General features: G+C 67.3%; 18 protein-coding genes and 1 riboswitch. Of the genes, 6 read left to right on the plus strand and 12 right to left on the minus strand.

Annotated features, from left to right (window positions below; translation table 11 throughout):
* The first annotated feature begins 96 nt into the window (after positions 1-96).
* Both QRM96_RS16035 and QRM96_RS16040 read left to right on the plus strand, forming a co-directional pair.
* Positions 97-1,620, plus strand: a complete 1,524-nt coding sequence (locus QRM96_RS16035; protein WP_018760731.1) for a UDP-N-acetylglucosamine 1-carboxyvinyltransferase — start codon at positions 97-99, stop codon at positions 1,618-1,620.
* Between the two features lie 67 nt (positions 1,621-1,687).
* Positions 1,688-2,914 (plus strand): glutamate--cysteine ligase 2, encoded by a 1,227-nt coding sequence (locus tag QRM96_RS16040; protein WP_109045745.1) that lies wholly within the window; start codon positions 1,688-1,690, stop codon positions 2,912-2,914.
* Positions 2,915-2,918: 4 nt separating this feature from the next.
* Here the strand turns inward: QRM96_RS16040 and QRM96_RS16045 are convergent, their stop codons facing one another.
* From QRM96_RS16045 to QRM96_RS16055, 3 genes are read right to left on the minus strand one after another with little or no spacing between them, the layout of a single operon-like run.
* Entirely contained in the window at positions 2,919-4,127 is a 1,209-nt protein-coding gene (locus tag QRM96_RS16045; RefSeq protein WP_018760733.1) for an O-succinylhomoserine sulfhydrylase, read from the minus strand.
* Complete coding sequence (locus QRM96_RS16050) at positions 4,128-4,538, minus strand: rhodanese-like domain-containing protein (protein WP_018760734.1); 411 nt, start codon at positions 4,536-4,538, stop codon at positions 4,128-4,130. It lies immediately after the preceding gene.
* Positions 4,535-4,798 (minus strand): DUF1737 domain-containing protein, encoded by a 264-nt coding sequence (locus QRM96_RS16055; protein WP_018760735.1) that lies wholly within the window; start codon positions 4,796-4,798, stop codon positions 4,535-4,537. Before QRM96_RS16055 ends, QRM96_RS16050 begins: the two co-directional genes overlap by 4 nt.
* A 13-nt stretch (positions 4,799-4,811) precedes the next feature.
* A riboswitch (SAM riboswitch) is annotated at positions 4,812-4,926 on the minus strand.
* Positions 4,927-5,102: 176 nt separating this feature from the next.
* Here QRM96_RS16055 and opgC point away from each other — a divergent pair.
* Positions 5,103-7,571: an OpgC domain-containing protein gene (gene opgC / locus QRM96_RS16060; RefSeq protein WP_285320241.1), complete on the plus strand. Its 2,469-nt coding sequence runs from the start codon at positions 5,103-5,105 to the stop codon at positions 7,569-7,571.
* 120 nt (positions 7,572-7,691) lie between these two features.
* Here opgC and QRM96_RS16065 read toward each other — a convergent pair whose 3' ends face one another.
* The gene (locus QRM96_RS16065) at positions 7,692-7,946 is read right to left on the minus strand and encodes a hypothetical protein (protein WP_018760737.1); all 255 of its coding nucleotides are present in this window, start codon (positions 7,944-7,946) and stop codon (positions 7,692-7,694) included.
* 225 nt (positions 7,947-8,171) lie between these two features.
* On the opposite strand from QRM96_RS16065, the gene QRM96_RS16070 reads away from it, so the two are divergent.
* Positions 8,172-8,876 (plus strand): TetR/AcrR family transcriptional regulator C-terminal domain-containing protein, encoded by a 705-nt coding sequence (locus QRM96_RS16070; protein WP_109045510.1) that lies wholly within the window; start codon positions 8,172-8,174, stop codon positions 8,874-8,876.
* A gap of 22 nt (positions 8,877-8,898) precedes the next feature.
* Here QRM96_RS16070 and QRM96_RS16075 read toward each other — a convergent pair whose 3' ends face one another.
* Entirely contained in the window at positions 8,899-9,363 is a 465-nt protein-coding gene (locus QRM96_RS16075; protein ID WP_285320242.1) for a pyridoxamine 5'-phosphate oxidase family protein, read from the minus strand.
* Positions 9,364-9,423: 60 nt separating this feature from the next.
* Positions 9,424-10,353, minus strand: coding sequence for an aminodeoxychorismate lyase (locus QRM96_RS16080; RefSeq protein WP_109045512.1), 930 nt, complete (start codon positions 10,351-10,353; stop codon positions 9,424-9,426).
* 92 nt (positions 10,354-10,445) lie between these two features.
* Between QRM96_RS16080 and cls the strand changes: the two genes are divergently transcribed.
* Positions 10,446-11,921, plus strand: a complete 1,476-nt coding sequence (gene cls, locus QRM96_RS16085; protein WP_502934897.1) for a cardiolipin synthase — start codon at positions 10,446-10,448, stop codon at positions 11,919-11,921.
* Between the two features lie 26 nt (positions 11,922-11,947).
* Here cls and pabB read toward each other — a convergent pair whose 3' ends face one another.
* The 5 genes from pabB to QRM96_RS16110 all read right to left on the minus strand — a co-directional run bounded on the left by pabB (position 11,948) and on the right by QRM96_RS16110 (position 16,887).
* Positions 11,948-14,110, minus strand: a complete 2,163-nt coding sequence (gene pabB / locus QRM96_RS16090; RefSeq protein WP_285320243.1) for an aminodeoxychorismate synthase component I — start codon at positions 14,108-14,110, stop codon at positions 11,948-11,950.
* A gap of 19 nt (positions 14,111-14,129) precedes the next feature.
* Positions 14,130-14,669, minus strand: coding sequence for a low molecular weight protein-tyrosine-phosphatase (locus QRM96_RS16095; protein WP_109045514.1), 540 nt, complete (start codon positions 14,667-14,669; stop codon positions 14,130-14,132).
* Between the two features lie 132 nt (positions 14,670-14,801).
* Positions 14,802-15,425, minus strand: a complete 624-nt coding sequence (locus QRM96_RS16100; protein ID WP_285320244.1) for a LysE family transporter — start codon at positions 15,423-15,425, stop codon at positions 14,802-14,804.
* A 37-nt stretch (positions 15,426-15,462) separates the two neighbouring features.
* Positions 15,463-16,281 (minus strand): methyltransferase domain-containing protein, encoded by an 819-nt coding sequence (locus QRM96_RS16105; protein WP_133831914.1) that lies wholly within the window; start codon positions 16,279-16,281, stop codon positions 15,463-15,465.
* A 69-nt stretch (positions 16,282-16,350) separates the two neighbouring features.
* The gene (locus QRM96_RS16110; protein ID WP_026264352.1) at positions 16,351-16,887 is read right to left on the minus strand and encodes a MarR family winged helix-turn-helix transcriptional regulator; all 537 of its coding nucleotides are present in this window, start codon (positions 16,885-16,887) and stop codon (positions 16,351-16,353) included.
* A 231-nt stretch (positions 16,888-17,118) separates the two neighbouring features.
* On the opposite strand from QRM96_RS16110, the gene QRM96_RS16115 reads away from it, so the two are divergent.
* Positions 17,119-19,320 carry an MMPL family transporter gene (locus tag QRM96_RS16115; RefSeq protein WP_285320245.1) on the plus strand — a complete coding sequence of 734 codons (2,202 nt, stop codon included), beginning with the start codon at positions 17,119-17,121 and terminating at the stop codon, positions 19,318-19,320.
* A gap of 3 nt (positions 19,321-19,323) precedes the next feature.
* On the opposite strand, the gene QRM96_RS16120 is transcribed toward QRM96_RS16115, so the two are convergent.
* A complete protein-coding gene (locus QRM96_RS16120; protein ID WP_285320246.1) occupies positions 19,324-20,253 on the minus strand; it encodes an NAD-dependent epimerase/dehydratase family protein in 930 nt (309 codons plus the stop codon).
* Positions 20,254-20,343: the final 90 nt, after the last annotated feature.

A 20,343-nucleotide genomic window follows, 5' to 3' on the forward strand; every position in this document is an offset into this window, starting at 1 on the left:
TGCCGGTACTATCGCATGTAGCGGGTAGGTCAGACCATATAAACACACGGATGGCCGCGCTCCGGCCTTCTATCTCATTTATGATATATTTTCGTCATGACTCAGGAGACCGCCGGCCACGTCGCCGCCATGTTGAGGAACGCCCGGACCGAGAAGGGCTGGACCCAGGGCCAGTTGGCTTCCGAACTCGGAACCAGCCAAAGCGCCGTCGCCCGGATGGAACAAGGCAAGCAGAACCTCAGCCTCAAGATGATCCAGCGGCTGGAGACCATCTTCGACCGGAGCATCGTCAACGTGGGCAAGCCCAGGATGACGCACCTGCGGGTGGAGGGCGGCCGCACCCTCTCCGGCGCGGTGGACGTCAACAGCAGCAAGAACGCCGGCGTGGCGCTGCTGTGCGCCAGCCTGATCAACCGGGGCACCACCGTGCTCCGCCGCCTCGCCCGGATCGAAGAAGTCAACCGCATCGTTGAAGTGCTGACCAGCATCGGCGTGGAATGCACCTGGCTCAACGACACTGATCTGCGCCTGCGCCGCCCGGCCGTCTTGGACCTGGAAGGGATGGACGTTGACGCGGCCCGGCGAACCCGCAGCGTCATCATGCTGCTGGGCCCCCTCCTGGATGAGTCACGGGAGTACCGGCTGCCCTACGCCGGCGGCTGCGACCTCGGCACCCGCACGGTGGAACCCCACATGCAGGCACTGCGCGAATTCGGGCTCTCCGTGGAAGCCACCGCCGGTTTCTACACGGTCCAGGCGCCTCCCGCGGACACCAGGGACCGTTCCTTCGTCCTCACCGAACGGGGGGACACCGTTACCGAGAATGCGATCATGGCGGCGGCCCACCGGCCGGGAACAACCGTGATCCGCAACGCCAGCCCCAACTACATGGTGCAGGACCTCTGCTTCTACCTGCAGATGCTCGGGGTGGCCATCGAGGGCGTGGGAACCACCACGCTCCGGATCACCGGCCGGCCCGTGATCGACGCCGAGATCGAGTATTTCCCGTCCGAGGACCCGATTGAGGCCATGAGCCTGATTACGGCCGGCATCGTCACCAATTCCGAGGTCACGGTCCGCCGGGTACCCATCGAGTTCATGGAAATCGAGTTGGCCACCCTGGGCCAGATGGGGCAGAAGCTCGAAATCTCCGGCGAATACATGGCCCGCAACGGCCGCACCCGGCTGGTGGACGTGACCACCAAGCCGTCGGAGCTGCGCGCGCCCGAGGACAAGATCCACCCCATGCCGTTCCCCGGGCTGAACATCGACAACCTTCCTTTCTTTGCCGTGATCGCCGCGAACGCCCACGGGCAGACCATGATCCATGACTGGGTGTACGAAAACCGTGCCATCTACCTGACAGAGCTGAACCGGCTCGGTGCGCAGGTGCAGCTGCTGGACCCGCACCGGATCTACGTCAACGGACCCACCAAGTGGCGTGCCGCGGAGGTGGGCTGCCCGCCGGCGCTCCGCCCCGCTGCCTGCCTGCTGCTGGCCATGCTCGCCGCACGGGGCGTCTCCGAGCTGCGCAACATCTACGTGATCGAACGCGGCTACGAGGACCTGGCGGAACGCCTCAACACCATCGGCGCCAAGGTGGAGTACTTCCAGGACTAGGCGTTCATGCTTCGTCATGATCAGCAGCTGCGCCCGGAATTTCCTGGCCCTGACGCAGAATGTTCGTATGCGTACTTTCGGCGTCGAGGAAGAACTCCTGATTGTTGATCCGGAGTCCGGGGAGCCGCTTGCCCTGGCGGACGCCCTCCTCGCCGGACACCGTGTCGCTGCGGACGATCTCCCGGTGGACCCGGACCTCCACCACTCCGGGAAGCAGGCGGATCACGACGACGAGATGGGCCTCAGTGCCGAGCTGAAGCTTGAGCAGATCGAGACGCAGACAAAGCCCTGCCTGGAGTCCGGGGCCCTGCTCGAGCAGATCAGGGCCGGCCGCGCCATGGCCAATCAGGCGGCCGCCAAGAACGGAGCCAGGGTGGCTGCGCTGGCCACGTCTCCGCTGGCATCCGCCAGCCACACCACGCCGGACCCTCGCTACGCCAGGATGCTGGAGCGCTTTGGCCTCACGGCGCAGGAACAGCTGACCTGCGGTTTCCACGTGCACACCTACATCGAATCGCCGGAAGAGGGCGTGGCGGTCCTGGACCGGATCCGCGACAAGCTGGCGGTGCTGACGGCGTTGAGCGCCAACTCGCCGTACTGGAACGGCGTCCCCACCGGGTTCGAAAGCTACCGTACCCAGGCCTGGAACCGGTGGCCGACGTCCGGCCCGGCCGCGATCTACGGGACGTACCCCGCCTACCGGAGGGTGGTCACCCGGCTGCTGGACACCGGCGTGATGCTCGATGAAGGGATGCTGTATTTCGACGCGCGGCTCTCCCGCAACCACCCCACCGTGGAGGTGCGGGTGGCGGACGTCTGCCTCCGCGCCGAGGATGCAGCCTTGATCGCCGTGCTGGTCCGCGCCCTGGTGGAATCGGCCGGCAGGGAATGGCGCGAGGGCGTGGACCCGGCGCCGGTGCCCACTGTCCTGTTGCGGATGGCCTCCTGGCAGGCCAGCAGTTCGGGACTCGGCGGCGAGCTCCTGGACTTTGGGAACTTCCGCCCGGCCCCGGCCGCGGACGTAGCCCGTTCCCTGGTGGATTACCTGGCGCCTGTCCTTCAGGAACAGGGCGAACTGGCCATGGCCCGGCAGGGCGTGGAGCACATCATCGCCCGCGGGACAGGGGCCGCTGAGCAGCGCCGGGCCCGCGACAGGGCGCTGGCCGGACCGCCTCCCGAGGATATGGGCTTCGGTGCAGTGGTCCGGCACGCCGTAGACGCCACCATGCGCGGCGCCCTGGATCTTTCCGGCGTGGAAGACACCCCGGAACTGCTGCGGGTCCGCCAGGCCTGACGCCTTAGATCTGCTTCAGGGCCTGTTCCAGGTCGCGGATGAGGTCGTCCGCGTCCTCGAGCCCCACGGAGAGCCGGACCACGCCGTCGCTCAAGCCAATGGCGGCCCGCCCCTCCGGCCCCATGGCGCGGTGGGTGGTGGTGGCGGGGTGGGTGATCAGGGATTTCGAATCGCCCAGGTTGTTGGAGATGTCGATGATCCGCAGCCCGTCCAACAGGGCGAAGGCCGCCTCCTTGCCGGAGCGGCCGCCCGAGGGCGCCAGCTCAAGGGTGAGGACCGTGCCGCCGGCGCTCATCTGCTTCGCCGCCAGCTCATACTGCGGGTGCGATGTCAGCAGCGGGTACTTCACCCAGCTCACGGCAGGCTGCTCCTCGAGCCATTCAGCGAGCCGCAGGGCGGTGGCCGAGGAGTGCCGGACGCGCAGGCTCATGGTTTCCAGGCCCTTGGTCAGGACCCAGGCGTTGAACGCCGAAAGCGCCGGACCTGTGTGGCGCATCAGCTGCTTCACCGGGCCGTCGATGAACTCCTTGGTGCCCAGGATGGCACCGCCCAGGACCCGGCCCTGCCCGTCGATGTGCTTGGTGCCGGAGTACACGATGACGTCCGCGCCCAGGTCCCCGCAGCGCTGCAGCAGGGGAGTGGCGAAGACATTGTCCGCAACTACCGTGGCGCCGGCGGCATGGGCCAGTTCGCTCACCGCGGCGATGTCCACGATTTCCTGCATCGGGTTGGACGGGGATTCGAAGAAGACGGCGGTGGTGGGCTTGGACAGGGCCTCGCGCCACTGGTCCAGGTCCGGGCCATCGACGAAGACCGTTTCCACTCCCCACCGCGGCAGGATCTCGTTCAGGATCACGAAGCATGACCCGAACAGTGAGCGGGCGGCCACCACGCGGTCACCGGCTGCAAGCAGCGCGCCCAGGGCCGTGAACACCGCGGACATGCCCGACGCCGTCGCGAAGCAGGCCTCGGTGCCTTCCAGCAGCCTGAGCCGTTCCTGGAAGGTGGCCACGGACGGGTTGCCGTAGCGCGAGTACACAAAGCGCTCGTCCTCGCCGGTGAAGGCGCGTTCGGCCGCGGCCGCGGATTCGTAAACGAACCCGGAATTCAGGAAGACGGCCTCTGAGGTTTCCTGGAAGTTGGTGCGGTCCAGCCCGCCGCGGACAGCCTGGGTGTCGGGGCTCCAGCCGGGGGCATCTTGATTGAAAGTCACTTAGTTCTTTCCGAGGTTGGTGGGCAGGCCGCGGTTCTTCCAGCCGTTGACGGTCCGTTCGCCGTAGCGGTCAGGTTCCCCCTCGAAGCCCTCCAGGACGTTGTAGGAAGTGAAGCCGGCCTGGGTGGCCGCCACGGCCGCGGCGATGGATCGCTGGCCCGAACGGCAAAGGAACACGAGCTCAGCGCCCGGGTCCTCAGGCGCCTGCTCCTTGAGGTCCTTCACGAAATCGGGGTTGGGGATGCCGCCGGGGAAGGTCCACTGGATGAAGAGCGGATCGTTGTCCGTTGCCTTGGTATCCGGAATGCCAATGTGGGCCCATTCGCCCTCGGTGCGGACGTCCACCAGGATGGCGCCCTGCTCCAGCTTGGCCCACGCTTCCTGCGGCGTCAGGTCTCCCGCGTAGCTCATGCGTGGCCCTCGCCGTCGAACTCGCCTTCCAGGTCGTCAACAGCCGTGGCCACCGCGGCGTCAGCCGACGCGATGGCGGCCGGGAGGACAACGGCCTGGGCCACGATGACGCTGCTGCCGTTGAAAGTGGCCGCCGGGCTGCCGTGCAGGACGTAACCGTCCGCAAGCGCAGCCGAGATCCGCTCACAGAAGGAGCGGTCGTCCGGGCCCGTAATCAGGCGGTAGGACAATTTTTCGTCAGGGGCGGGTGCGTCAGACACGACGGATCTCCTTCTTTCACGCTTGCAGCTCGAATCGGTCGATATGCCAAGTATTCACCTGAGGCACCCCGCCGCGAGAGGAGGGTTGCCGACCGGCCAGTCAGGGCTTAACACCGGTACTCATTACTCCCCAAAAACGTAACACCTGCGCCGCCAAGCCGCACGGCCGCCGTCGTCATGTTCCGTAATTGAGAGCCCGCGACCACCGCGTCACGGGAACGCGGCAGGGCGGCCGGGCCGATAAAGTTTCTACCGGGGGCGCCGCCCTGCCGTCACAGTGGGAGTACCGGGGGGTCTTGCCAGCATGCGAGCAGCAACATCGCACCACCAGGCCGGCCGTCGTCGTGCCCGTCACCGTTCCCCCGGGGCGTTCCTGGCCGCCGCCGTCGTCGTGCTCCTGGCGCTGCTGGCGCCCGCCGGTGCTGCGCAGGCGGCCTCCGCGGAACCGGACCAAGGCAAGCCGTGGCTGGGTGCCGTCCTTGAATGGGGCGAGGATACCGCCGCTGGATTCTCCGACCGGCTGGGTGCGAGCCCGGCCGTGTTTGGCCACGACATCGGCCTGCCGTTCCGCGACTCGGACCAGAACAACATCGAGGGGTTCCTGCAGCAGGCCTCGGCCAAGGGCGCCCACGCCATGCTCACCGTGAAGCCCACGGTGCCGCTGGACCAGATCGGCGCCTCCGAAGCGGAAGCCTTCGCCGGCAAGGTCCGCGACCTGGCCTCCGGGTTCAAGGGCCGGCTGTTGATCCGGTTTGCGCCGGACATGAACTCGAGCTGGGTGGCCTGGGGGCAGCAGCCGGCCGCCTACCGGGAGGCCTTCAAGGCGGTCGCGGCAGCGGTCAAAAAGGACGACGGCGGCCGGGCCGCCATGGTCTGGGCGCCGTACCTGGGCAAGGACTACCCCTTTGACCGGAGCAGGAATGCCCCGCAGCCTGGAAGTGACGGCTTCGCCCTCCTGGACACCAACGGCGACGGCGCCTGGAACGGCTCCGACGCCGCCTACGCCCCCTACTATCCGGGGGACGACGCCGTGGACTGGGTGGGCCTGACTGCCTACCATGACGACACTGCCGGCGCCGCTGCCGTTAACACCGTGCCGCGTGCCGGTGAACTCCAGGAGATGCTGACCGGCGCGGGCAGCGAGAACTTCTACAATGCCTACGCGGAGGTCCGCAGGAAGCCGCTACTGCTCCAGACGTCGGCGTTCTACAGCCCTGCCGCGGGCGGACCGCCGGAGGCGGATATCAAGACGGCCTGGTGGGACCAGGTGGTGGGTACCGCCACCTCGCCGGCTTTCGCCAGGACGGCGGCGGTGGTGTGGGACGAGCGCACCAGCACCCGGGATACCGGCGTGGCCAGCATCGACTGGCTGCTCACCGGAAATCCCGCCATCGCCAAAGCTGCGCTGGACCGGCTGAAGTCCTCTGCTGTGGTCACCGGGCCGGTCACCGATGTGGCCGCGGACGGATCGTATGTCCGGGCCAACACCCTGTCCGGGGCTGCGGTCTGGACCGTGGCCGTGGCGATGGCCATCCTCCTGGCGGCGCTGTGGCAGATTCCCCGCCGGGTCAACGCCGCCACCGCATGGAGCTACCAGGAGCCGGGAAACAGGGACTCGCGCGTGGATCTGCTGCGCGGGATGGCCATTGTCTTCGTGGTGGTCAACCACCTGGGCCTGGTCTCGCTGTTCCAGCTGCTCACCCAGGAGGCCGTGGGCTTCGTATCGGGTGCCGAACTCTTCGTGCTGTTCTCCGGCCTGGTGGTGGGCATGGTCTACGGGCCGAAGGCCAGGGAAGACTTCGGCAAGGTTGTGGACCTCACCTCCCGCCGGGCGGGGAAGCTCTATGTGACCGCGCTGTCGGTGCTGATCGGCGTCTTCCTCATCGCGCAGCTTCCGTTCTTCCACACCGACGCCTTGACCACGTTCGTGGACCAGGGGACCGGCGGGGCCGGGCATAACGGTGCCGGCCGGACGTACGACCTCTACGCCGGGATGTCGTCGCTGTTCCAGTTCCCGGTGCCGCCCCAGGTCCTGCCGGCCATCCTGCTGTTGCAGTTCGGGCCCTGGCAGTTCAACGTGATGGGCCTGTACGTGGTGCTGCTCCTGGCCAGCCCCTTGATCCTGGCCCTGTTGAACCGCGGAAAGGCCGTATGGGTCCTGGTGGTATCGCTGGCGGTGTACGCCGTGGGGGCCGGAACCAGGTTCCGGATTTTGCCGTCGCAGTTCGAGGACTCTTTTCCGCTGCTGGTGTGGCAGGTGCTGTTCGTGCTGGGGCTCGTGGTGGGATACCACCGGCGCAGCATTATCGCGTGGTTGTCGGCCCATGCCTGGGTGGTGGCCGCCTGTACTGTGGCTGCAGTCGCCCTGGCCTTCCTATCCTGGGGCAACCCCTACTTGGCCAACAACTACGACGTCCGGCTGGCGCTGATGCCGGACGCCACCTACCGGGCCATGTATGACGCCCTCTTTGGCCGGACCTACCTGGCTCCGGGCCGCCTGCTCAACGTCGTCTTGCTGGTGGTGGCGGCGTATGCGTTCCTCAGCGCCTACTGGAAACCGGTTGAGTGGGCGCTGGGCTGGTTCCTGATCCCGCTGGGCCGCGCAACGCTCTATGTCTTCATCATGCACGTGGTGCTGATCGCCGTCGTGGCCAACATCCCCGCCCTCCAGCAGGAGAGTATCTTCCTCAACACCGTGGCGTACGCCGTGGTGCTGGGCCTGCTGTGGGTGATGGTCCGCACCAGGTTCCTGTTCCGGATCATTCCCACCTAGGCCCCATCTTCCACCTGGGAACCATGGCCCGGGCATGAAAAATGCTGTGGCACGGTGGGTGCCACAGCATTTCGATCACGTGCCAGGTGAGGACTGGGAATCCCTTGGAGGGTATGTGTCCTAGACCAGCTCGGGATACGAGGACACGATGTAGTCGGCGGCAGCCGGACCTTTCATGCGCAGGCCCTTGCGGCTGCCCGGCAACCGCGTCTTCATCGCTGACCAGAAGGTCGTTTCCGTACCCGGCAGGTGCTGGTTGATGAAGCACCAGCTCATGTACAGGCCGTAGAAGCGGTCGCGTTCCAGGGTGGACTCGGAGGTCTGGTCGAAGTAGGTGGCGTCTTGGAGAAAGAGATCAAACTGGGAATGTGCCATGAGGGCGTCCCTTCGCTAAGTGCGTGGCGCCGCCGTTCGGCTACAGCAGCGAACCTCGATGCCCTGCACTGGTGGCAATCGGGTCCATAGATTAATCCTGTGAAAGAAACCGGGATCATGAGCGCCGTCAACGCCTGTCTACACTGTAGACTTTACCCGTAGACTACATATGAGGCAACCCTCTCGAATGATCTCGGGTCAGTTGTCCGCAGCGAGGACAAATTCATGACTTCCCCCAAACCATCCGGCACCGGCAAGGCCAAGGCCAGGCTCAGCCGGGACATCGTGCTGGCCAAAGCGCTGGAAATGGTGGATGCGGAAGGTCTCGAAGCATTGACCATGCGCCGCTTGGGCCAGGAGCTCGGCAGGGACCCGATGAGCCTTTACCGCTATGCGGAGAATCGGGCTGCCTTGCTCGACGGGGTTTCGGAACTGGTGCTGGACCAGCTCACCATCCAGCAGGATGACCCTGACTGGAAGGCGCAGTTGCGGGCGATCGCCCACAACCTGCGGACCCTGGCGCTCCAGCATCCCAACGTGGTGCCCCTGTTGGTGACCAGGCCACTCTCCACGCCCCTCGGCTTGCGCCCGCTGGGCACGCTGCGGCCGCTGGAGAAGATCCTTTCCCTGCTGGTGTCGGCCGGATTCGATCCCTCAGACGCGCTGCACGTCTACCGCGTGTACTACGGCTTCCTCTACGGCCACATCCTCAACGAACTGCAGGAGTTCGTGGTGGACCCCGAAGAGAACGAGGTGCTGCTGCGGCTGGGGCTCCACCGCCTGCCCGCCAAGGAATTTCCCAACCTGCGGGCGTTGGCCCCGGCCTTGGCAGATTACGACGGCGCCAGCGAGCTTGACCAGGGGCTCACCATCCTCTTGTCCGGACTGGAAGCACAGCTGTCCCGGCAGGCGGCAGCAGCGCTCGGCTAGAACGGAAGCGGGCGGCGGGGCATTATTCGAACGAGGCCCTGCGCCGGTCCTGCACGCGGGTGTTCCAGACATCCGGCCGGTTGACCTGGAACCTGCGGCCGGTCAGGGCCTTCGCGTTCAGCCGGACGTAGTTGGCCTTTTCGCCGGGCTGCCACGGTTCCAGGCCGAGGCCGTCCACGTGGTCCTTTACCGCCTGGTCCTCGATGATCCCGGTATCGCCGCGCACCACCACGCTCCATGCCATTTCGGTGGCGGGGTCGTAGCCGTCGATCTCCAGCGACGCCGGCCGCTCCATTTTGGCGCCCCAGAGCTTGGAACCGGGCGCTGTCCGGAAGACGATGCTGCGCAGGTGGACGATGTAGTTCACGGGAAAGATTTCGGGATGCTCGTCCACCACGATGGCCAGCCTGCCCACGGTGTCATTGGCGAGGAGCTCCCAGCAGTCGTCAAAGGAGAGGTTTTCGATCGGCAGCTTGTGCGAGTCCATGGTCCACACCTTACGGGTGAAGCCGGGAGGGCAAAAGGGGCCGGTGGCCCTGTTGCGCGGCTACTGGATCCCGGCGAAAAGTCCGCTCAACTCCGCTGTCAGTTCCTTCTGCACGGCCGGCGTGCCGATCTCCTTTCCGTCGATACGGTTCACGGGGGCCAGCAGCCGGACGCTGGAGATCAGCCAGACGGCATCCGCATCCAGCAGGTCGCGGGGCTCCAGCGGGCCGTACCCCAGCTCCCAGCCCGCCGCCTTGGCCGCCGCGAAAAGCGCGCCCTGGGACGTTCCGGGCAGGATGCCGCTGTCCAGCTGCGGCGTGATGAGGCGCTTGACCGCAGTGCCGTCGTCGGATTTTTCCACGTGGGCCAGCAGCACGGTGGAGGTAGGTCCTTCCAGGACGCGGCCGTCGGATGAGGTGAAGATGACGTCGTCCGCGCCCTGCTTGTGGGCGTGCCGGAGGGCCGCCATGTTCACCGCGTAGGACAGCGTCTTGGCACCCAGGAGCAGCCACGGGGCCCGTTCGGCCACGTCACTGTCATAGCCGCGGTCCAGCAGGATTACGTCGATGCCGGTTTCCCGCTGGCGGCGGCCCGCCGCTCCGGCAGGTGAGACCTGCACCCAGGCGGTGGGGGCCGGGGCGCCCTCGACGCCGCGGGTCACTACCAGCTTGACCACCAGTTCGTCGGCGGCAGCGTCCGACGGCGGGTTCCCGGCGCGGTGGCGGGCAACGGCGGCCGCGATGGCGCGCTGCCACACGTCCTGCCCCGGAATGTCGAGGTCCAGCGCGCGGGCGGAGCCTGCAAGCCGGTCCAGGTGGGCCTGCATTTTCCGGACTGTCCCGCCGACGGCCAGCATGGTTTCGAAGATCCCGTCACCCCGGGTGACGCCCAGGTCCGTGACCAGGAGCTGCGGTTTGGCGGCGTCGGCTACCCTGCCGTCAGGGTAGGCAGGGTCAAGGAAAACGAGGACAACGGGGGCTGGAGAGCTCATGGCACCAGCTTAGTGCGGCGGCGCCGCTAAGCTGGGCGGAGTGCGCCGGCCGGAACCGTCCCCGGAGCCCGACCTCCCCGGGAGATATTGACGTGTTGTGGCCTTTTTCGCTTGCCGGCACCGCGCCGACGTGGGTTGTGGTGCTCCTGGGCTTTGCCGACCTGGTGATCAGGGTCCTCGCACTGGGCATCATCCCCGGCAACAGGCGCCCCACCACAGCCATGGCGTGGCTGCTGGGGATCTTCTTCATCCCGTTCCTGGGCATCGTCCTGTTCCTGCTCTTCGGCAACTTCCAGCTGTCCAGCCGCCGCCGCGCGCAGCAGGAGCAGGTTAACGACCGCGTGCGGGCCGGCATCACTGCCTTGTCGGACGTCGAGAGCGACTACCCCGGGCCGGAATGGGTGAAGTCCGCGGCGGAGCTCAACCGCACCCTGGGTTCGCTTCCCATGGTGGACGGCAATTCCGTTGAGCTCATCCCCGGCTACCCGGACTCCATCCTGGCCATGACCAACGCGGTGCGGAAGGCGAAGACCTTCGTCAACGCCGAGTTCTACATCATGAGCTCGGACCACGTCACCAACGACCTGCTCACGGCCATGGAAGAGGCGGCCGAACGGGGCGTGGAAGTGCGGCTCCTGTTCGACCACATCGGCACGTTGCGCATCAAGGGCTACCGGAAGCTGCTCAAGCGCCTGCGGGCCGGCAAGATCCAGTGGAAGCGGATGCTTCCCTTGCTGCCGATCCATGGCCAATGGCGCCGGCCGGACCTGCGCAACCACCGCAAGATCATGGTGGTGGACGGCGAAATCGCCTTCACGGGGTCGCAGAACCTGATCGAGCCCTCCTACAACAACCCGCGGCACCGCAAGGCCGGCCGCGAATGGGTGGAACTGATGGCCTGCCTGCGGGGGTCGATCGTGACCACCCTGAACGTCGTCTTCGCCACCGACTGGCTGAGCGAGACCGACGAATCCCTGGAACACCAGCTGCAACTGCCGGCGAATCCCGAGCCCGGAGATGTCACGGCCCAGGTGGTGCCCAGCGGCCCCGGGTTCATCACGGAAAACAACCTCCGGCTCTTCAACACGCTCATCTACTCCGCACAGCACCGGATTTCCATCTGCAGCCCCTATTTCGTCCCGGACGACTCCCTGCTGTATGCCATCACCACCGCGGCGCAGCGCGGCGTCGATGTGGAACTGTTCGTCTCCGAAAAGGGCGACCAGTTCCTGGTCCACCACGCGCAGCGGTCCTACTACGAAGCACTCCTCGAGGCAGGCGTACGCATCTACCTGTACAAGGCGCCGTTCGTGCTGCACGCCAAGCACTTCACCATCGACGACGAAGTGGCCGTCCTGGGATCGAGCAACATGGACATGCGTTCCTTCTCGCTGAACCTTGAGGTTTCCGTGATGCTCCTGGGCGAGGACATCGTCAACAAGATGCGCGCGGTGGAGGACACCTACCGGGACATCTCCCACGAGTTGAAGCTGGCGGACTGGCTAAACCGGCCGCTGGCCGCCCGGTATGTGGACAACGTGGCCCGGCTGACGGCCACGGTGCAGTAGGACCGCCGTGTTCCGCTAAGCCAGGGTCAGTCCACCGGGAAGTCCGAGCCGAGGGTGGAGAGCACGCCAAAGGCCTTGGTGCGGATCTCGTCGTACTCGTCGTCCGGGTCGGAGTCCGACGTGATGGCACCGCCGACGCCGAGCGTCAGGTCCGCGGCTCCGTCGCCGGAGGCGTCGATCACCAGGGTCCGGATGGCGACGGCGAGGTCGGTCGCCGAGTTGAGCGAGAAGTACCCGATGGCCCCCGAGTAGAATCCGCGGGGCCCGGCCTCCAGCCGGTCCAGGATGGCCATGGTGCTGATCTTGGGCGCGCCGGTCATGGACCCTGCCGGGAAGCAGGCCGCCACTGCCTCGGCCCGGGCCGCCCCGGGGAGGAGCCGGGCGTCGATGGTGCTGACCATCTGGTGGACGGTGGCGTAACTTTCGATCGCGCACAGCCGGCTGACCGTCACGGAGCCGGGCACCGCAAAGTGGCTGAGATCGTTGCGCAGCAGGTCAACGATCATGATGTTCTCGGCGCGGTCCTTCACGGACGTGGCCAGGTCGGCGCGCAGTTGCGAGTCTTCCTGCGGATCGGCAGCCCGGCGGCGGGTGCCCTTGATCGGTTCGGCGCGCATGCCGCCGTCGGCTGCTATCTTCAGGAACCGCTCGGGCGAGGTGCTGGCGACGGAAAGGCCGCCCAGCCGCAGGTAACTGGCGAACGGGGCCGGGCTGCGGCGGCGCAGCGCGAGATAGGTGGCCCAGGGATCCAGGGTCTCCGCCGGGATCCGGGCTTCCAGGGTGGTGGTCAGGCAGACTTCGTAGGTGTTTCCCTGCGCAATCTCGTGCTGGGCTGCCGCAATTTTCGCCCGGTAGCGGGCGCCCGTGTCCCGGCTGCGGAAAACGGGCGGGCCGGGACGTCCGACGCCGGTGCTGCCGCCGGCATCCCCGGCGCCCACCGCTCCTGTGCCCACCGCTCCGGCGGGGCCCGCGGGGGTCGTGGCGGCTGAAGCGGCGGCCTGAACGGCTGCCCGTGCGCGGTCCAGCCATTCATCGGCGTCAGGTGCCGCAAGCGCCAGGAGCCAGGCGGTGCCTTCGGCATGGTCCAACACCACGGCCCGGCCGGCGAAGATCAGGGCGGCGTCCGGTGTGGGGGCGGAAAGGTCGCTGCCGCCGGTTTCGCGCTTGAGTTCGTAACCCAGGCAGCCAAGCCACCCCAGGGTGAATTCGCCCGGATAGCCCTCGGGAGTGCGGACCGCCCGCCGGCCCCAGACGGTGTTCAGCCAGCGGAAGAACGGGCCCGGAACCTTCGCCACGGACGAACCCGCGCTGATGAAGCCCACCCCCGCGCGGTGCGTGACATACTGCCCGAACGTGCCGGCGTCGTCCGCCATGATGCTGAACCGGCTGCGTTCGGCGGCCGTCCTGTCCTGCGGACCTGACGCCTGCGGACCCGACGCCTGCGGACCGGACGCCGGCTGCCCGGGGGCGGCCGGTGCGTCCCGGTGGTTGGAGGAGTCCAGCCAAACGGCGTTGGGGGAGCGGCCGTACAGGGATTCGAACAGGGCCGGTGCGTCCGGTGCCAGGTCCAGGCGCTCGGCGTGCAGGCGGAGGCCGCGGCGGGCGGACAATTCCGGGGCGAGCACCGGTGCCAGCGCAGGCAGGTAGGGGAGAAGCCGCAACAGGTCTGCGGGCGCGGAGCCGTCAGCGCGGTTGTTGACGCGCAGGTCCGCCCGGCCGGGGACGTTGTCGCGGCCCAGCCATTCTTCCTCCTGGGCCGCCCACCGGTCCCAGAACGGCCTGTAGGTGTCGCCGTCGCGGTCCAGGGCCCGGGTCCGTCGGACGTCGTCCGGTGCCTCCGCCCAGATCACGGCGTTCAGGAACGGGCGGGCAGGCTCGGACGCTGCGCCCACGCCCTCCACGATGACGATCTCCGCCGGCAGTGTTACCCGGGCATCGCCGTCGTAATGGTTGGCCCAGTCCCAGCTGGTCCAGGTGGCGGCCTCGCCCAGGCTCAGCGGCGTGAGGACCGTGGACACATAGCGTTCGACGCCGGCCGCGAGCCCGTCCCAGCCCGGGTAGATGTCCTCGAGGTGGAACAGGGACACCTTGTGGTGGGCGCGGAGCAGCGCCGCGAGTTCGACTGCCAAGGTGGTCTTGCCTGCGCCGGAGCGCCCGTCGATGGCGATGATGACGGGGGCTGGGCTCATGGACTAGAGCGTACCGTTTTCAGCGTGCCTGCCGCTGCAGTCCCGTGTCCCGCAGGGCCTCCGACTTAATGTGGTCCACGATCCCGGGAAGGGCGGAGTGGATCTGGTGCCAGACGGCGTCGAAATCGGCGTGGCCGCCGTACCAGGGATCCTCGATGCCCTGGTCCAGCCGGTCGCGGCCGGCCATGGCCGGGTCGAAGCTGCGGAGCATCCGGATCTTGTTCAAGGCATCCCGGCCCGGTGCTGCCTCGGTGAGCCAGGCGTAATGGTCGATGTCCAGGGCCAGGATCAGGTCGCGCTCGCTGAACCACCGCGGGTCCCACTCCCGGGCGACATGGTTTTCGGAGGCCAACTGTGCTGCCGCGAGCCGGCGGGCGGCCCGGGGATCGATGGGCCTGCCGGCCTCGTAGCCGGTGGTGCCGGCGGAGTCCACCTCCACCAGCCCGTCCAGCCCTTCGCGTTCCAGCGCTGCCGCGAGCATGAGCTCGGCCATGGGGGACCTGCAGATGTTGCCGGTGCAGACGGTGATGACACGGTATGGGCTCGACGTTGAGTTCATGAAGCTAAGCATGCGCGCTGGTTGCCCGTCTTGGCTAGCGGGCTGTTCACAATGTTTTACGGGTTTGTAAAGATGAATTACTGGCTGTCATATGGGGATGGCTTCCCTGTGGTTGTGCCCTTCGCCCGGCCGCTAGTGGATCAGGGCCAGCAGGATGCCAACGCCCACGAACAGGGTGCCAAAGACCCTGCTGAGGACGATTTGGCCCGGCTCGGTGCTGGTGAAGCGCTGGAAGGACCTGGCGGCCGCGGCGAAGAAGAACCACATCACCAGGATGTCGATGACCACGATGGTGGCCGTGAGCACCGCGTATTGCGTGAACAAGGGTTGCTCAGGCCGGATGAACTGCGGTGTGAACGCCAGGAAGAACACGATCGCCTTCGGATTCAGCAGGTTGACCCAGAAGCCGCGCCGGAAGATGGACCACGCCGGTTCATCGCGCAGGGCGGCGGCCTCCTCCCGGGCGGCCGTGGGCTTGCTCAGGAACTGGCGGATACCCAGGTACACCAGGTACGCGGCGCCGGCGTATCGGATCACGTTGAAGGCCAAGGGCGAGCTCGCCACCAGCACCCCTACGCCCAGGGCCACAATCAGCACATGCACCACCAGGGCCGCCTGCTGGCCCAGGATTCCCCAAATGGACCGCCGGAACCCCGCATTCAGCGAGTTGCTCATGGTGTTGATGGCCCCGGCACCCGGGGTGAAGCTGATAAGGGCGCCGGCACCTGCAAGGGCCAGCCAAAGGGAAAATTCCACTCATCAATCCTAGGGGCGGCGCGCCTCGGGTTCAGCGCTAGGCCCGGGCGATCACTTCGCCATTGGGGATCAGGAACCAGCCGTCGTCGGTGGAACCCCACCGGTGCCAGCCCGCGGAAATCCTGGCCAGGTCCGCCGGGTTGGCGAACCCGTACTCCAGGGCCTGCTCCGCGAAGGCTGAATGCAGCACCCGCTCGCCCCACACCCGCGCCTGCCAGCGGCGCTGCTGGGCCGTCGCGTACAACCAGTTGCTGCTGCTGGGGGCGACGTCGCTGAACCCCGCGGACTGGGCCCAGCTGACCAGCCGGCGCCCGGCGTCGGGCTCTGCTCCGTTGCGGCGGGCAATCCGCTGGTACAGGTCCATCCACTCGTCCAGTTCCGGGATGGCCGGATACCAGCTCATCCCGTGGAAGTCCGCGTCCCGGACCGCCACGATGCCGCCGGGTTTGGCCACCCGGCGCATCTCCCGCAAGGCCTCCACCGGGTCCGTCAGGTGCTGGAGCACCTGGTGTGCGTGGACGAGGTCGAACGTTTCGTCCGCGAAGTCAAGGTCGTAGATATTGCCGGCAACAAATTCAACATTGGGAACGCCGCGTTCGGCGGCGAGGGCCTGTGCCTGGGCGATGACGTCCGGCGAGCGGTCCAGGCCGGTGACGTGCCCGGGGTTGACCAGCGCGGCAAAGTCGCAGGTGATGCTGCCGGGCCCGCAGCCCACGTCCAGCAGGGCTGTTCCCGGCGTAAGGTGCGGGAGGACGAACGCCGCGGAATTTTCGGCGGTCCGGGCGGCATGGGCGCGGACCACCGATTCGTGGTGGCCGTGCGTGTAGACGTCTTCCCCTGGCTGCTGCGCACTCATAACCAAACGCTACTCCCAACCGGGCTGCGGTTGCCGCTTCTTCGCGGCCAACACCACAAGCCCCGGGGCTTATCCGGGGTGGCCGCCCTTGGGTTTTTCGTCGTCGGATTCTTCCCGGGCCGCGGCGGTTGCCTCGACCATGGCGGTCATGAAACGGGTCACTGTTTCCAGTTCCGCCGCGGAGAACCCTGCCATGGCGCTGTCCATGTGCTGCGCCAGCGGGGCGAAGATGGCGCCGCCGTCCCTGAAAGCCTTGGGCGTCATCTTCAGTTGGACCTGGCGCCGGTCCGTGGCGTGCCGTTCGCGGACCACATGCCCGGAGTTGTCCAACCTGTCGATCAGTGCCGTGGTGGCGGGGGAACTCAGGTTGAGCTCCTTCCGCAGGACGCCGGGGGTTACCACCTCGCCCCTTGCCGTATGGCGCATGATCACCGCCAGGGCATTCATGTCTGTCCGGTGCATGTCCTTGCGGTCACCGGCCGCGTCCACGTACCGGTTCGCCTCGATGGTGAACTCCTGCAAAAGCCGAAGCAGGGGGTTCGGCGGGCCGAATTCCGGTCCGGCCTGGGGAAAGGACGGTGGACCTGATGCAGTCTGTCCTGCCATGCCCGCCTCCCTTCAGCCATTCGTGTTCGCGTTCGTGCCGGACCGTTCCTGCCGGGCCTTTTCCGCCCGACCGTACTGACGGATATTACTGCAGCAGCCTGAGGCCCGGCCCTGTCCGCGCTATCCGTACCGGCGGGACCGGAAAAAAAGCTCGACTGGCACTTATCTCCATGATGGAGATAATCTATGCTGGAATCAATCCTACTCGCGGCACCCTGGATGGAAGGCATCATGAAACGCACAAAAGTTGCCAAAGAGCGCGTACCGTTCTGGCTGCGCTGGCTCATCCCCGTCGTCCTGGTCGTGACCTGGCTGGGACTGGCCGGGGTGGGCGGCCCCACGTTCGGCCGCCTCGAAGAAGTCTCCAGCAATGACCAGGCGTCCTTCCTGCCCGCCAGCGCCGAAGCGACCGAGGCGCAGGACTGGCAGGCAAAGTTCCGGGACTCGGACGAGGTGCCCGGCATTATCGTCATCGAAAACACCGCCGCCTTCACCCCCGCGCAGCTGGGCGGGCTCGCCACGCTTAAGACCAGCCTCGAAGGCCTCAAACTGGGCAGCGCCGTGATCGGCCCGATCCCCTCCAAAGACGCCAAAGCCGTCCAGTTCGTTGTCCCCATCGGGTCCTCCACCGAACTGAAGGACGCCGTCAAGGAGCTCCGTGACACGGTGTCCGCGGCGGCGCCGCAGGGAACCCAAACCTTCGTGACCGGACCGGCAGGGCTGGCCGCCGACCTTGCCGCCGCGTTCGGCGGCATTGACGGCATCCTGCTGCTCGTGGCCCTGTCCGCCGTCTTCGTGATCCTGCTGATCGTCTACCGTTCCCTGCTGCTGCCCATCATGGTGCTGCTGACCTCCGTCTTTGCCCTCTGCGCGGCCATCCTGCTGGTGTTCGGGATGGCCAAGGCAGGCTGGATCCAGCTCAACGGCCAAAGCCAGGGCATCCTGTCCATCCTGGTGATCGGCGCGGCCACGGACTACGCCCTTCTCTTCGTGGCCCGCTTCCGCGAAGCCCTCACCCACACCACCAACCGCACCGCCGCAGTCCTCACCGCCTGGAAGGCCTCGTTCGAGCCGATCCTGGCCTCCGGCGCCACGGTGATCATTGCCCTGCTGTGCCTGCTGTTCTCGGACCTCAACTCCAACAAGGCCCTCGGCCCGGTCGCCGCCGCCGGCATCCTGTGCGCCCTGTTCGCCGCGCTGACCCTGCTGCCTGCACTGATGGCGCTCCTGGGCCGGGCCGCGTTCTGGCCGTTCCGCCCCAAGCTGGTCCCCGCCGACCAGCGCGAACCCGAGCTGGTGACCGGGCTGGAAGGACAGAAAGGCCTGTGGCGCGCCACGGGTTCCCTGGTGTCCCGGCGCCCCAGGACCGTGTGGGTCGCGTCGGTCCTGTTGCTCCTGGTGGCGGCCGTCGGCCTGCTGCAGCTCAAAGCCAACGGCGTACCGCAAACGGACGTCATCCTCACGGCCTCCAACGCCGTTGACGGCCAGGACGCGCTGGCGCGCCACTTCGACGCCGGCAGCGGAAGCCCCGCCGTCGTGGTTGCGGACCAGGCCAAGGCCGCAGAAGTGCTGGACCGGGTCAAAGCGGACGACGGCGTGGGCGAGGCCTACCTCCTGGGGCCGGGCAGCGTGCCCATCACCGGAGCGCCGGGAGCTCCCAACACCCCGGACGTGAGGGACGGGAAGGTCCTGATCAACGCCACGCTGAACGACGCCGCCGACTCCCTGCAGGCTGAAGAAACCATCAAGGCCCTCCGCAGCGAGGTCAAGGCCGTGGATCCCGGCGCGCTGGTGGGCGGCGTGACCGCCACAGCCCTGGACACCAACACCACCGCCCAGCATGACCTCGTGGTCATCATCCCGGTGGTGCTCGTGGTGATCCTCTTCATCCTGATGCTGCTGCTGCGCTCCATTGTTGCCCCGGTCCTGCTGGTGCTGTCCGTGGTGCTGTCCTACGCGGCGGCGCTCGGCGTGTCCGCGTTCGTCTTCAACAACATCTTCGGGTTCCCCGGAGCGGATGCCACTGTCCCGCTGTTCGGCTTCGTGTTCCTGGTGGCCCTGGGCGTGGACTACAACATCTTCCTGATGAGCCGGGTCCGGGAGGAGTCGCTCAAGCACGGCACCCGGCCCGGGATCCTGCGCGGCCTCAGCGTGACCGGCGGGGTGATCACCTCGGCGGGCGTGGTGCTGGCCGCAACGTTTGCCGCCCTTGGCGTCATCCCCATCATGTTCCTGGTGCAGTTGGCCTTCATCGTGGCGTTCGGCGTGCTGCTGGACACCGTGCTGGTGCGCTCGCTGCTGGTACCGGCGCTCGCCTACGACATCGGCCCAAAGATCTGGTGGCCCGGAAAACTGGCCCGCGCCCAGGCCGGATCCGGCACCCGATCCCGGGAGTCCGGCCTCGAGCCCCGCACGGAGGTACCCACCCGCTGACGCTCAGTCCTGCCGCCGCCACCATTCCACGGTGGCGGCGGCAGCCGCGTCCAGCGGGGTGGGCCGTATGCCAAGGATGGCCTCCGAACGGGCCGAATCCATCACGAACGGGTGCTCAAACTGGTAGCTGAGCTCCGCCAGTTCCCGCATGTCGGCGGAAAAGAACGCCGCCGCCCGCAGGGCCCAGCCCGGCAGGACGCGCACCTTGGGTGCCGGCACGCCCGCGGCCCGTGCAAAGGCACGAACCAGCTCCCGCTGCGTCAGGGCCGGGCCGGTGGGGGCGTGCCAGACCGAGTTCCAGGCGGCGGGGTTGGCGGCTGCGGCGACCATCGCTGCGGCCAGGTCCGGAACGTAGGTAAAGGAGTGCGGCTGGTTCGCGCTCCCCACCACGCTGACATTCCGGCCGGCGAGGATGGGGACCACGATGCGCTCGCCGCCGTGCGCCATCTGGACCCGCGGACCAAAGAAGTCCCCGGCCACCACGCTGACAGTTGCCGCAGCTGCGTCCTCCCTCGCCTGCAGCAGGCGGGTGCGCACGCCGCGCTTGCCGCCGGCCGCCCGGCGCGGGCTGTCCTCGGTCATCACGCGGTCCGGCTCGCTGTATGAATACAGGCTTTCCGGAAAGACGACGACGGCGCCTGCCTCGTGTGCCGCGTTCAACACCGCCTGCTCGGCTGCGGGCAATTCCGCCTCCCAAGCTGCGGCGGTGTAGGACGAGCCGTGGATGCAGTGGAAGACGGCATCGACACCGGTGAAGACCTGCCGCAGGGTTTCGGGATCCTTGGCGTCTCCCGTGATCCGCTCAACCAAGGGGTGGTCGGGCCCGCTGCCGGACCGGGTGACTACGCGGACGCGGTGTCCATCGGCCGCGAGCTGCTCGGCAACCGTCCAGCCCACCGGCCCCGCACCGGTGACGACGAAATTCTTGACCATGAGTCCTCCTGGGAAAGTTTGTAGCGAGAGCGGTGCTCTCGCTTTCAGCATGGACCGGGTGTCGCAACCTTGTCAAGAGCACTGCTCTCC

This window comes from Pseudarthrobacter sp. lyk4-40-TYG-27 (genome assembly GCF_030209295.1).
Classification (GTDB): domain Bacteria; phylum Actinomycetota; class Actinomycetes; order Actinomycetales; family Micrococcaceae; genus Arthrobacter.